At 46.6% G+C, this 13,475-nt stretch carries 13 protein-coding genes; 12 read left to right on the top strand and 1 reads right to left on the bottom strand.

Translation table 11 applies throughout. From position 1 onward, the window contains the following. Positions 1-116 precede the first annotated feature (116 nt). The 11 genes from C161_RS12370 (at position 117) to C161_RS12420 (ending at position 12,092) form a co-directional block, all read left to right on the top strand. A complete protein-coding gene (locus C161_RS12370) occupies positions 117-1,937 on the top strand; it encodes a cache domain-containing sensor histidine kinase (protein WP_036670528.1) in 1,821 nt (606 codons plus the stop codon). A gap of 182 nt (positions 1,938-2,119) precedes the next feature. After that, a complete protein-coding gene (locus C161_RS12375) occupies positions 2,120-2,971 on the top strand; it encodes a response regulator transcription factor (protein ID WP_036670530.1) in 852 nt (283 codons plus the stop codon). Between the two features lie 168 nt (positions 2,972-3,139). Next, positions 3,140-4,456, top strand: a complete 1,317-nt coding sequence (locus C161_RS12380) for an ABC transporter substrate-binding protein (RefSeq protein ID WP_017688971.1) — start codon at positions 3,140-3,142, stop codon at positions 4,454-4,456. A 208-nt stretch (positions 4,457-4,664) separates the two neighbouring features. Next, positions 4,665-5,546, top strand: a complete 882-nt coding sequence (locus C161_RS12385) for a carbohydrate ABC transporter permease (RefSeq protein WP_036670532.1) — start codon at positions 4,665-4,667, stop codon at positions 5,544-5,546. A gap of 18 nt (positions 5,547-5,564) precedes the next feature. After that, the gene (locus tag C161_RS12390; RefSeq protein ID WP_235193792.1) at positions 5,565-6,461 is read left to right on the top strand and encodes a carbohydrate ABC transporter permease; all 897 of its coding nucleotides are present in this window, start codon (positions 5,565-5,567) and stop codon (positions 6,459-6,461) included. 189 nt (positions 6,462-6,650) lie between these two features. Beyond that, positions 6,651-7,199, top strand: a complete 549-nt coding sequence (locus C161_RS12395) for a glutathione peroxidase (RefSeq protein WP_036670533.1) — start codon at positions 6,651-6,653, stop codon at positions 7,197-7,199. 65 nt (positions 7,200-7,264) lie between these two features. Continuing rightward, positions 7,265-8,128, top strand: coding sequence for an AraC family transcriptional regulator (locus C161_RS12400; RefSeq protein WP_036670534.1), 864 nt, complete (start codon positions 7,265-7,267; stop codon positions 8,126-8,128). Positions 8,129-8,264: 136 nt separating this feature from the next. Beyond that, positions 8,265-8,519 carry a hypothetical protein gene (locus C161_RS12405; RefSeq protein WP_036609033.1) on the top strand — a complete coding sequence of 85 codons (255 nt, stop codon included), beginning with the start codon at positions 8,265-8,267 and terminating at the stop codon, positions 8,517-8,519. Between the two features lie 148 nt (positions 8,520-8,667). Continuing rightward, positions 8,668-9,267 carry a nitroreductase family protein gene (locus tag C161_RS12410; RefSeq protein ID WP_036670536.1) on the top strand — a complete coding sequence of 200 codons (600 nt, stop codon included), beginning with the start codon at positions 8,668-8,670 and terminating at the stop codon, positions 9,265-9,267. Between the two features lie 94 nt (positions 9,268-9,361). Beyond that, positions 9,362-10,993: an S-layer homology domain-containing protein gene (locus C161_RS12415; RefSeq protein WP_235193793.1), complete on the top strand. Its 1,632-nt coding sequence runs from the start codon at positions 9,362-9,364 to the stop codon at positions 10,991-10,993. Positions 10,994-11,174: 181 nt separating this feature from the next. After that, complete coding sequence (locus C161_RS12420) at positions 11,175-12,092, top strand: NAD(P)/FAD-dependent oxidoreductase (RefSeq protein ID WP_036670538.1); 918 nt, start codon at positions 11,175-11,177, stop codon at positions 12,090-12,092. 116 nt (positions 12,093-12,208) lie between these two features. On the opposite strand, the gene C161_RS12425 is transcribed toward C161_RS12420, so the two are convergent. Then, positions 12,209-12,424 carry a hypothetical protein gene (locus tag C161_RS12425; protein WP_036670540.1) on the bottom strand — a complete coding sequence of 72 codons (216 nt, stop codon included), beginning with the start codon at positions 12,422-12,424 and terminating at the stop codon, positions 12,209-12,211. Between the two features lie 246 nt (positions 12,425-12,670). On the opposite strand from C161_RS12425, the gene C161_RS12430 reads away from it, so the two are divergent. Then, complete coding sequence (locus C161_RS12430; protein ID WP_036609024.1) at positions 12,671-13,024, top strand: DUF3243 domain-containing protein; 354 nt, start codon at positions 12,671-12,673, stop codon at positions 13,022-13,024. Positions 13,025-13,475 lie beyond the last annotated feature (451 nt).

Raw genomic sequence — 13,475 nt, forward strand, 5'->3', positions numbered from 1 at the left:
CTATCCCTTCCCTGGCAACTGGTATCACATATCCATGCGAATGAGCCCGGCCCCGGCCGAAGCGGGGGAACTGATGGTATAATGATCTCAATAATTGCAGGAGGAGCGCTGAGGGGATGACAAAGCCCGACTGGAAGACCTTTTTGCCGCATAAGCTCAGGTATCGGCTGTTTGGTGCGTTTGTGGTGTTGATTCTGCTGCCATTCAGCGTACTTAATGTCTACAACTATGGACAGATCGAATCTCTGGTTGAGCAAAAAATCAGCGAACAGAGCCACGAGCAACTGGTGCAGATGTATGGTTCTCTAGAGGACCAGATGAGTATTGCATTCAAAACCCTGATTTTTCTGGAACAGGATTCAGCCGTAAGAAACGTCCTGACTTCTCCAGACAATCGTTCTCCGCTTGAGAATAAGTCGTTGGTGGAAGAGAAGTTCAAGATGATCAACAACAGCTTTTTTCTATATAATCCTTCCGTGTACTTCACACTGTTAGATTTTCATGATAACGTTTACACTTCGTATTTGCCCAAAAAAGCTCTGGCCTATGGCCCTTATCGGGAACAATTTCGCAAGCATCTTGGAGAAATGACCTTCATCAAGGGCAACACTGATTCAAACTCGTTTCCATCAGAAGAGTTGCTCTACCGCTGGGATGCCCGGGATACCAACCATGTCCTGCGGGAGCTATCCTCCAGCCCGTATCTGTTGTCCCTCTATGCGTATATGAAGGACAGTGGCGGCAAAAGGTACGGAATGGCACGGATCAGCATCGATTATTCGTACTGGTTTCAGTCTATGCTGAAGGATTCGCAGAGCAATCAGGAGTATTTCCTGATTACTGGCAATGGGGAAACGATTGCCCGCTCGTCCGAAAAAGCGGTACTTTCCCCAGACGTGACCCGGGAAATTGCACTTCATCCGGCAGAGGCCTATCTGACGGATAATGATTCAGATACGCTGATTAACTACGTATACATCGAGTCACTGGACTGGTACATGGTAAATCGTATTCCACTAGCTGTGTTGTTCACGGAGATATCGGGGCTTAAGCAACGCTATTTTTTAACGTTTTTTGGCTTCACAGCAGCATTTGTGCTCATGGCCTTTATGATCTCGGCGACGTTCACTCGGCCTTTATCACATCTGCAGAACCAGATGAAGGAGGTTGTACGCAAAAACCTCAAGGTCCGTATCCCTGAAGGCCGCAGCCGCGGAGAAGTGCTGGAACTGACACGCACGTTTAATACGATGCTGGATGATGCCAATCAGATGATCAACAGACTCAAGGCGGAGGAACGCCAGAAGGAAGCGGTACATTTTCATATGCTCCTGGCCCAGATGAATCCGCACTTTCTCCTGAATACATTGAATACAATGAAATGGAGTGCGATCCGCAGCGGGAATGAAGAGATCTCCGAGATGTGTGTTTCCTTGGGCAAATTACTGGAGGTCAGCCTGAATTCACAGGTCGAATTGGTATACCTGAAGGACGAGATTGAGTTGGTTCAAGCCTACCTTCATATCCAGCGGATTCGTTACCGCGATAGCTTTGAGGTGACTTGTGAATTTGACGAAAAACTTGAGTATGCGCTCGTGCCCAAGCTGAGCTTGCAGCCACTGGTGGAGAATGCCATTCACCACGGTGTCGGGCCACTGGAGCAGCTTGGTCAGATCCGCATCGGCATTTACAGGCAAGATACAGGAAAGCTGATGCTGGAGGTGGCAGACAACGGAATTGGAATGGAGGAATCCCGGCGTCAGCAGATGACCCGCACACGTCCGGGGATTGGTCTGTCTAACCTTAAGGAACGATTACGATTATTGTTCAAAGGCCAAAGTGAACTTGAAGTGATTGATACCAAGCCGGGGACATTAGTGAGGTTCAGCATTCCTTTTTTATTGTCGACGCCTTACTTACAGAAGCGATCAGACTAGGGCGTGTCTGAAAACTCCGAAGGAAGCAGATTTTGCTGAATTTTCGTTCCGAGCAAGGAAGTTTTCCGCAGGCGTGCCGAGGCACGTCAAGGGAAAGTGACGAAGCATGAAGCGAAAAGGCGGTAAAAGATGCACTTCGCGAGTTTTGAGAAACGCCCTACGACTGGAGAGGGGAATCTGGCATGTGGAAAGTATTACTTGTAGAGGATGAGGTATTCGTACGAGAGTCGGTGAGAGAGATTATTTCCTGGGAAGAGCTGGGCTTCACGGTCATCGGGGAATCCGGTAACGGGACCGAAGCGCTGGCGATGATTATACAGGATACACCGGATCTGGTACTGACCGATATTGTCATGCCGGGTATGGATGGTCTGGAATTACTCAAACAGACCCGTCAGGCCGGGTTAAAAACCAAGTTTGTCATGCTCACCTGTATGGGGGAGTTCGAATATGTACGCCGTGCAATGGAATACGGGGCTTCCAATTATATTTTGAAACTGTCCATGAGTGTGAATTCACTGCGTGATACACTCCGTAAAGTAAGTGCAGAACTGGGAGCTTCGACTGAAGCCCGGACAGAGACAGATCATCATCAAGTGCCACCTTCCACACCGGTTCTCACATCAACGCCTGTTTCGCCTGATTCTCTTACGGTCTCTTCTGCGCCCCCGTCTGATACGGATCTTCCATTTACACCTGTTCGTGAGCCAATTGTGAAACATCCGGAGATTAGCAAAATAATTCAGTATATCGGACAGCATTACGACCAGGACATTACTGTCAAATCCATGTCACGATATGTGATGATGGGCGAGAATTATGTTAGTGCTTTGTTTAAAAAGAAAACCGGCCATACACTGATTCACTACCTGCATGGGGTACGGATGGAGAAAGCGGCTGAATACTTGCGCGAGACGGATCTTCCTGTACAGGAGATTGGTTACCGGGTAGGGTTCGGAAGTGATAATTATTTCATTAAAATATTCAAGCGTTGGACCGGTTGCACGCCCAGCCAGTATCGCCATCGTTCGTGACTCACAGGATGAGTAGAAGGAATATGTGTACCGAGTGCTCAGGCAAGCACAAGTAAATCCGTATTTTTGTTCAATCCGAATCATGGATATGTATCTTATGAACCCAGCAAGGTCCCTGCTACGATGTAACGGAAGGTACACTTCAATTCAGGGAGGTCATGTGACCAGATGAGAATCAAAAAAGGATTAACGGGATTAATCGTAGGTGCGCTGATGCTGGGCTTGCTTGCCGGCTGTGTAGGTAAAAATGAGACGAACGGTGGAGATAACGGAGGTGGAGCGGCAGGGGGAAAAGTGAAGCTCACCATGTGGGGCGCGGTGCCGCCCGAGAATGGTCCACAGGAAGTGGTGGATACCTGGAATGCGGAACATCCTGATATTCAGGTGGAATATGTACGGTTTGTGAATGACGATGATGGCAACCTGAAGCTGGATACGGCGCTGTCCACCGGCCAGAACGTTGACCTGTACGTCAACTATACCCTTACAAATCTGGATAAACGCATCAAGGGCGGGACAGCACTGGATCTGGGCGAGTTCACCGACTACAACATTGATGAGAAAATGGGTGAAGATGCGGCTTCCTGGAAAGTGGACGGCAAATATTACGGGATGCCAACCAAGAAAAACGCTGCCTTCTTCGCTTTAAATATGAAAGCGCTTGATCAGGCCGGACTGAGCGTACCAACAGCCTGGACTTGGGATGAAGCTCGTGAATATGCACTCAAACTGAAGGCTGCTGGCTTCAAATACGGATTGGTGCAGCATACTGCTTCCTATGTAGACCCGCTCGATTCTGTTCTGGTGAAGAACGGCTATGTTAAGGCAGACGGTTCTTCCAATCTTGATGATCCACTCGTTACCAAATGGCTGGAGACGTTGAACGGAATGATGAAGGAGGATGCAACCACTCCTCCGCTCGGAGAGCAGCTGACTTCCAAAATGCCGGTGGAAAACATGTTCCTTGGCGGTGAGTCTGCCATGATTAATATCGGCGAATGGCTGATCCGCACATCAAACAATATGACCGAATTCCCGCGGGATTGGAAAATCGCCTTTGCCCCTGTACCGAGACTGGCTGCACAAGAAGCAGATATGGTGAAGAGTGGAGGACTTGGTGACTTTATTGCGATTAATTCCAAGTCAAAAAATAAAGAAGCCGCATGGGAGTTCCTGAAATGGTACGCCGATGGGGGAATGATGCCGATGGCTGCGGGTGGACGTTTGCCTTCCTCCAATGCGGTTGATCAACAGACTGCGATCGATCATCTGCTGGGCGATTATGCCGATTCTTATGATAAAGAGTCTCTGGAATTTGTGTTGTACGGTGACGAGACACCTACGTTTGTCCGCAGCATTGCGCAGGAAGTGGTCGATCTGCGTGCACAGGAGTATGAAAAGTTCTTCCTCGGTAACCAGACTGCCGAAGTTACGGTACAGAACATGGTCAAACGCCATAATGACTGGCTGAAACAGAATCAATAGATTGCAAAAGCAATGAGTCCAAAGGCCGTCCCAATGGGGCGGTTTTTTCTATATAAGCAATAGAACAATTCCATGTTGTTTTCCTCCCGAAAGTCACTGCCGAAATACATATATCTGTGATATCAGGTACAGGGTTATGTTCCTTAAATGTTAGAGGACATCTTGTTATGCTTAATTCCAGAACAGATGTTAAGGAGTGGGGGAGCATATGCATAAATCCTGGATGAAACGGCAGAGCAGGCTCGGGTATCTGTTTATTGGGCCCAATATGATTGGCGTGCTGTTGTTTTTTATTATACCGGCTGTCTATTCGTTCTATCTCATGTTCACCGATTACAAATTCATGAGCCCGGAGACGAATTTTGTCGGGCTGGACAATATCCGCCGAATGTTGAATGATGATCTGTTTGGCGTGGCGCTGCGAAATACATTTGTATTTCTGTTAGCGGTTCCGGTATCGATGGGGTTGGCATTTATCGTGGCGGTGGCGCTGAACAAGTCGGTGTATTGGCAAAAAACGCTGCGTGCCCTCTATTTCATGCCCTATATCACCAGCGGCGTTGCCATCGCTTTTGTCTGGATGCTGCTGTTCCAGCCAACATCGGGGCCCATTAATGGCTTCTTGCGGGGAATCGGTATTACGAACCCTCCCGGCTGGTTATCAACAACCGAATGGTCCATGTATGCGATTGATATCATCTGGATTTGGTTCATGCTGGGTTACAATATGATTATTTATCTGGCCGCTTTGCAGGAAATTCCGGAGGAATTGGTTGAGGCTGCACGGATAGATGGAGCCCGCCCCTGGCAGACGATACGCCAAGTGATCTGGCCGCTTGTGAGCCCAACGACCTTTTTACTGCTGATCACAGGGCTGATTATGACCATCAAAAACTTTGGTATCATTCAAGCGATTACCCAGGGTGGGCCGGGGAACAGTACAACCGTCCTGTCGCTGTTTATCTACCAAAATGCCTTCCGATATTACGAGATGGGATACGCTGCTGCCATTAGCTGGGCACTCTTTGCCATCATCATGATCTTCACTGTATTGCAGTGGCTCGGTCAGAAACGTTGGGTTCACTATTAAGGAGGGGAGGGAATCGTTATGGAGAAACCAATTGTCACGAATGCGAAGCCCACAGCTCCACATTCACCTAAAGTTAAAGTCCGCATGGAGTCCTTGAGCCAGATTCGAAAAATCATACTGACACTTCTGATGTCCGGGTTTGCCCTGCTGATGATTATGCCGTTTATCTGGATGATCAGCACGTCGTTCAAATCTCCTGCGGACGTATTCACCTATCCCATCCAGTGGATACCCTCCAGCCTGAACTGGGAGCATCATATTAAGGTTTGGAGTGGAGCGGATACCTTTGCCACATATTATCTGAACTCGTTGAAAATATCGCTAATTAGCACGATCGGAGCTGTATTTCTCTCGGCTTTTGCAGCCTATGGCTTCGCACGGATTCAATTCAAAGGTCGGGAGACATTGTTCCTGATCTATCTCTCGATGATGATGGTGCCTCCGCAGGTGCTCTTTGTACCGAAGTTCCTGATGTTTGAATGGGTCGGCATATATAATACGCATTGGGCATTGATCCTGCCCGGAATGTTCACGATCTTTGGCGTGTTTATGTTGCGACAATTTTTTCTGTCCGTGCCATCAGAGATATCGGAAGCGGCGTTCATCGACGGTGCCGGTCACCTGCGCATATTCTTCAGGCTGATTCTACCCTTGGCGAAGCCAGCGCTGGCTACCCTGGCGATTATAGATTTCTCATGGCATTGGAATGACTATGAGAATGCGCTTGTGTTCCTGATCGACAAAGACCTGTACACCGTTCCGCTCGGACTGCAGAACTTTATTCTGGAGAACAATGTGGATTACAACGGCATGATGGCCGCTGCCACGGCAGGCATTATTCCGATGATCATCGTTTTCCTCGTGGGTCAGCATTATATCATTCAGGGCGTGGCCGGAAGTGCCGTGAAGGGCTGAAGCTGCTGTCACTGTGATCCCATATAATAACCCTTTTGCTGAACGAAGAGATTTTCGCGGCAGAAGGGTTTTCTGTTGAAAGGGAGAGTAACTTATCTTGCGCGATACAATAGTTCAAACTTCGTATATAATTAACAATGACATATGATGCTGTATGACTACATAACTATCGCGAGGTGCACTAGACTTATGCCAACCATCTACGACTTTACCGTAACCAGAACCAGTGGAGAGCGTTTCCCACTCTATCAATATGAAGGAAAACCTGTGCTCATCGTAAACACGGCAAGTAAATGTAAATATACGCACCAGTTTGATGACATGCAGAAGCTGTATGACCAGTACAAGGATCAAGGAATTCAGATTATTGGTTTCCCGTGTAACCAGTTTGCAGAGCAAGAGCCTGGAAGCAGTTCGGAAGCGGAATCGTTTTGCCAGATTAACTATGGTGTGAAATTTCCGATGTTCTCCAAACTGGATGTGAATGGAGAAGCGGCGCACCCGCTCTACGACTTTTTGAAAAGATCAGGGCCTTTTGCCGGCTTTGATGAAACAGATATACAGGCCAAATTATTGAAATTAATGGTGGCTGAGAAGGCACCAGAATGGTTACACGGCGATGCAATCAAATGGAATTTCACAAAATTCCTGATTGATGCAGAGGGTCGTGTGGTCAGACGCTTCGAACCTGTCGACTCCATCGACGAGATTCAAGAGAGTATTAAACAGCTTCTATAATTTCACTTTCATATATCCTACAGGGGCATGATACAAATCGTTTCCCTCTTCCGAACAGGAGGTGCATGAATGTGCCGAGCATGATGCAATTTAGCGCTTCACTGGAGTATAGTTACCGATCCACCAGCATATTTAACCCAGGCAAGTCAGATGGATTCCATTCACATCCACATTATGAGATTTATTATTTTCATGATGGAGAATGTACCTATATCATAGGAGACCGGGTATATAACCTGGAGCCGGGTGATCTGGTGTTAATGCATGGCCTGACTCTTCATCGACCACATCCGAAGCCAGGCAGTGCTTATGAGCGAAGCACACTGCATTTTGATCCGTCTGCAATCCGCGGCAGCCTGCATCCGGACCGTATGGCTGAGGTCCTGAGACCATTTGAAGAACTCAGAAATTGCCGGGTCAATCTGAAGGGAGATAACCGCTCTGAATTCGAAGCTCTATTGCATGATCTTCATCGTCTGTCTCAAAGTCAGAGCAATTTCAGGCAAGAGCGAATGAATGTCAGACTGTGTGATCTGTTGTATTTTGTAGCAGAGATCTGCCAGGGTGATGTCCAGGAACAACTTCCCTCATCGGAGAGGGAGCGGCATGTCCAACACATTATTCGTTATGTGGATACCCATTATATGAAGGACATTGGTCTGGATGATCTGGCACTGGAATTACATCTGTCCAAGCCATATCTGGCAGGCATGTTTAAGGAAATGACAGGTTTGACGATATTTAAATACCTGTATGACCGCCGTATCAATCAGGCGAAGCTTTTGTTTCAGTTTCAGCCTGAGATCACCGTGACAGAAGCAAGTCGATTGTCCGGTTTCAAACGCCTTTCGCATTTTAGTCGGATGTTCAAACAAAGTGTGGGATGTTCGCCTGATCTGTACCGTACCCAATTGCATCGCCAATCATAGAAGTCGTCTTTGAGCTGACCAGCTTGTCTGGTTGGCTTTTTTTGTTGGTTTTTGTTTGAGGAATGCATCCCACTGTGTTTAGAGGACACGCAGAACAGGTAAAGAAAGGTAATGAACCCAGAGGAGGCGAATATGAATGAAACAGCGCACACCGGATCAGAATAACAACGATACCCAACAGGAACAATCCCGTGACAATCCTGAACAATATAAGACAGAGCACGAAAGTCTGCTTGACCGACATGAAGAAGAACAGACCGTAGATCCAATTCCGATGGAAGATCTGAATATGGAAGCTCAGGAAGAGAAGAATAAAGATCAGACAAAAAGTAACTCGTCTACGGAAGAGAAATACCGGGCGGATTATCGTAAAAAGACGGGCGAAGGATAATTTCAATTGCTGTATTGGGCAAACTTGTTGAAATGTTTTCAGTGAATGTATATTTAGTGAAAATAAATTAGTTTGTTGACTAATGTATGTTACTATATTATAGTTACTGTGTTGGCAATTGAAAAAAAATTTTGGGAGGCGAATAAGAATGACAACTTTTTTTGATGCGTTGAAAAACAGAAGATCTTATTATGGAATCAGCAAGGAATCTACAATTTCGGATGCTAAAATCCAGGAAATCGTAGAAGAAGCGGTGAAATATACACCAACTTCCTTTAACTCACAAACATCCCGTGCCGTTGTATTGCTCGGTGAACAACATGATAAATTGTGGAATCACACAGAAGAAATTTTGCGTGAAGTGGTAGGTAATGAAGAAGCCTTCAAATCCACAGCAGAGAAAATGACTGGATTCCGCAGCGGATATGGTACGGTTCTCTTCTTCGAAGATAACAATGCGATCGCACAGCTTCAACAAAACTTTGCAGCTTATGCAGATAACTTCCCAATCTGGGCTAACCAATCCAACGGCATGTTGCAACTGGTAATCTGGACTGCTCTGGAACAAGAAGGTCTGGGTGCATCTTTGCAGCACTACAACCCGTTGATTGACGAGAAAGTGAAGCAAGAATGGAACATTCCTGAGAACTGGAGATTGATCGCTCAAATGCCATTTGGTAAACCAACGGCAGCACCGGGGGAGAAAGAATTCCAACCCATTGAAGAGCGCGTAAAAGTACACAAGTAAGCTTCGCATTTCCCAACATTTAACCACATACGGCCTCGCTTCTATTTGATACGATGATAGTTGATCGTAATCCAATGAAGCGAGGCTTTTTAATGTGAATAATAGATTAAAAGACATAACGAACCAACGGATATGGAAAATGGCTTTATGCGGGTTATTAACACTTGGATCAGTGGCTGGATACAGCTCTACCGTACAGGCTGCAAGCGTGCAGCAACAGTTTCAGGACACGCACACCAGTTACGCCAAGGATGCCATTACACATCTGGTGGCTAAAGGTATTGCTGCCGGTACGTCAGAGACTACGTTTGAACCGAAGAAGGCCGTTACTCGTGCAGAATTTGCGACGTTTGCAGTGAGATTGCTAGGTTTGAAGCCCGTAAAAAATAATATAAATCCCTATCAGGATATAAGCATGAATGCTTGGTATTACGGCAATGTTGCCGCTATGACGAATCTTTTTATTCTGGAGGGTAAGGGTCAGGGAACGTTCCAGCCTAATGCTTCCATTACGCGCGAAGAAGCTGCTGCCCTTCTTGTGCGAATGTTGAAACAACAACCCGTAGAGACATCACTCTTATCTTCAACGTATTTTGACGCAGCGGATATCTCGGACTGGGCACGTCCTTATGTTCAGACGGTATATCAACTTGGACTAATGCGGGGAAGCGGAGGCGTGTTTCGACCACATGACCAGGTAACGCGAGAAGAAGCAGCCGTAGTGCTCGATGCCATTTTACAAAAGAAAACATGGTCTGAGCAGTTACAACGTGGGGATGAACTTGGCGTTCAGTTGGGCTGGCAATATAACTCCACTACAACTGAATTCAAGAAGCAAGTGGAACAATCTGAGGTCAATACGCTCGTCCCACGCTGGTTTTTCCTGAACAGCAGTATGAAAGTAACAGATCACGCGGACCCGGCATTGATCTCCTGGGCATCCGCCACCGACAGGCAGCTATGGCCATTACTTGGGAATCGTTCCGATTCGGCACTTACCCATCAGATGTTATCCAGTTCGGCCAACCGAGCGGCAGTGATCTCACAGGTAGCCGCTTATGTCAAAACCTATAAACTGGACGGCATTAATGTGGACTTCGAGAATGTTGATCCTGCGGATCGTGAAGGGTTAACGGCATTTGTGACCTCTTTGACGGCTACGTTGCACGCACTCGGTGCTGTGGTGTCCGTGGACGTTTCGCCAGACCTGGGTACTGATTGGACGGATGCATTTGATTATGCCAAACTGGGCGCTGTATCGGATTATATGGTGCTGATGGGATACGAGGAACACTGGAACGGTGATCCGAAAGCAGGATCAGTGGCGTCTCTTCCATGGGTGGAAAAGGCTTTGGATACCATGCTCTCCGAGGTCGTACGTGCCAAAACAATTTTGGCCCTTCCATTGTATACACGAGACTGGTCTTCCGTAAATCCAGCAACCAGCTCTTGGGACATTACACTGGCAGATCAGGGAATGCGTGCGCATGCCACGGGATCTGTAAGACGATGGGATGCAAGTCTGGTTCAATATATTATCGGGTACAACAGTAACGGTAAGCCAAGATATATATGGGCAGAGGACAGTCGTTCTTTATCGGCCAAAGTGTTAATGAGTGAGCAACGGCAAATCGCTGGACTGGCTTACTGGTATATGGGCGGCGAAACAGCGGATGTATGGAACGCCATCTCGAATGCATCGCGATTTGAATCTTATAACTTCTAAGTAATCATAAATCTTATAGGCCCAAACTCACCGTGATTCCTACGGATGGTTTGGGCCTGTTTATTTTGGTATAAGATAAGGAATATGAGGAATCGTTTAAGCTTGGCTGAACGGTTTAATGTATATAAGGACAAACTGTTTAATTAAATTAGATAAATGGAAGTTCAGGAGGAGAAGGAGCATGCGAGAGGTTGATTGCATAATTGTAGGTGGAGGGCTCGCAGGGCTTCAGGCAGCCATTCAGCTTGGACGTTATTCAGCTCATCAGGTGTTGGTAATTGACGCAGGAGAAGGCAGATCGACGTTGTGCCGGACTTATCATAATATCCTCGGTTTCCCCGATGGGGTATCCGGTGAAGAGCTTAGAGAACGAGGCAGGATGCAGGCAGAGCGGACTGGTGTATCTTTTGAGAAAGACCGTATCATTAAAGCGGAACGTAAGGGAGAACATATTCAATTATTCGGTACTTCCGGATCTGAATATAGGAGCAAAACCGTGTTATTGGCAACGGGGCTCACGGATAGAGTTCCGGACATTCCGGGTCTAACCCCTACGCTGGGCCGAACAGTGTATGTCTGCCCTGATTGCGATGGTTATGAGATTCAGGATCAACGTACGGTACTATTGGGATCTGGCGAACCAGGTGCCAATATGGCGATGATTTTAATTCAGCGTACGAATGATCTGTTATATATCAATCATGAGCAGGCTCCCATATCTGCAGAGCTGCATCGGAGCATGAAAGAGGCGGGAGTTCGTTATCTGGAAGCGGCTGTTCAGGAAGTACAACAGATTGAGGATGGCCATATCACCGGTGTTCTGACCGAAGATGGGCAGATTTTTGAGTCGGAGCGTGGATTTATCGCATTTGGAGGCAACCGGGTACACTATGAACTGGCGGAGCAGCTGGGAGCTGTAATCGCAGATAATAAACATGTGGAAGCCGATCCGCGCTGCTTGCAGGCAGCGACTAATGTGTGGATTGCCGGGGATCTGGGCCTGCACGCAGAACAAGCAACCGTTGCGATGGGTGAAGGTTCCATTGCCGCGATCTGGATTCATAAGGCGTTACAGCAGATGACCAAGGATTCACGATGAATTTCACCTCCAACTATGAGGTTGATTATTCCATTGCTCATTACCAAAAAAGTCCTCCCAAGCCATGCATGTGGCAGGAGGACTTTTTGAGCTATCTTTTGCTAGGGAGAAAAGGATTACGCTTGTTTATCCGATGAATCCGTTGACTTGGAAGAAGAACTCTTGTCCTTCGAGTTATGTGAGAAATCTTTGCGAATGTTGTCCACGATATCACCAACCACGCCTTCGATCATATCGGTTGGTCCGGGATTGTTTTTGTCTGGATGGATAACGGTATTCACTCCTGGTTCAAGTTCATCGTTTGTCTTCTCATGTTTGGTTTTATCACGCATGGGAAATCCCTCCTGGTTCGATATTGTATAAGGTGTTCATTAACATATCCAAACACCGTTACGTATATGTAAACGATTAACCACTGTAGTTCTTTTGAAACGTGTACTTGCTCATATATAGAAGATATATACAGAATTGAACGTACTGATTAAACTTCTGCAATACGTTTATATTATAGATAACCAATGAGTATTAAGTTTAAAGCTTCAAACCAATAAACAACTATTATGCAGGAGGTTATTCAGATGAATGAAGAAAATCATGTAATCCATAAAGATGGCCAAGTATCAACTGACAAGGTGGACAATGCAATTGAGAAGATTGCGCCGGAAGAAAGAGAACAGATTTTACAGAACTTTGATGCATTCAAAGAATATCTGGGTAAGCGAATTGCCATGGGAGAATCGATTGGACTAAGTGAGGAGCAGATGGCCAAAATTGCCGAGAAAGTAGCGGATTATCTGGCAGCTCGGGAGGAACCCCGTAATCGTGAAGAAAAACTGCTGCAGGAGTTGTGGAACGTCGGCAAGGAAGATGAACGTCACATGTTGGCTCATATGCTCGTTCGTTTGGCACAAAGCTCCACACCCAATCATTAAGATTAGTATCTATGCGTAAGCATAAGAAATATTTTGAGCAGGTCTTCAAACTTGCCAAAAACCTGCCAAAAGCTGGAGCGTAACTCTGAACGTGTCTGGAGCAGGGCATAGAGAGGGGAGCGCTAACGAACCTGTGACGTCTTATTCAGGGGTTTGAAAGTCCCGTAGCAATCTAAGGAATCTGACACACGTTATATTGGTATAAACAGCCGTTAATAGCGTATTTCCAGGAAATTTTGGCAAATAACGTGTCTCATGTTCCTTACAAAATAAAAGGACCGCCAGAAGACCAAATAAGACGTCCTCGATTCCTTAGTTATCTGGACCATTCGTCAGGACTAGGTAGCTTGGACTTCAAGATGTTTGGGACACAGACATCCTTCAACGTATCACTTGCCTGAGTTTAAAAAACACACCCTAGTAAATAACCTCTGAATGGCGATGCCTTCAG

The organism is Paenibacillus sp. FSL R5-192 (assembly GCF_000517845.1).
Lineage (GTDB): Bacteria > Bacillota > Bacilli > Paenibacillales > Paenibacillaceae > Paenibacillus > Paenibacillus amylolyticus.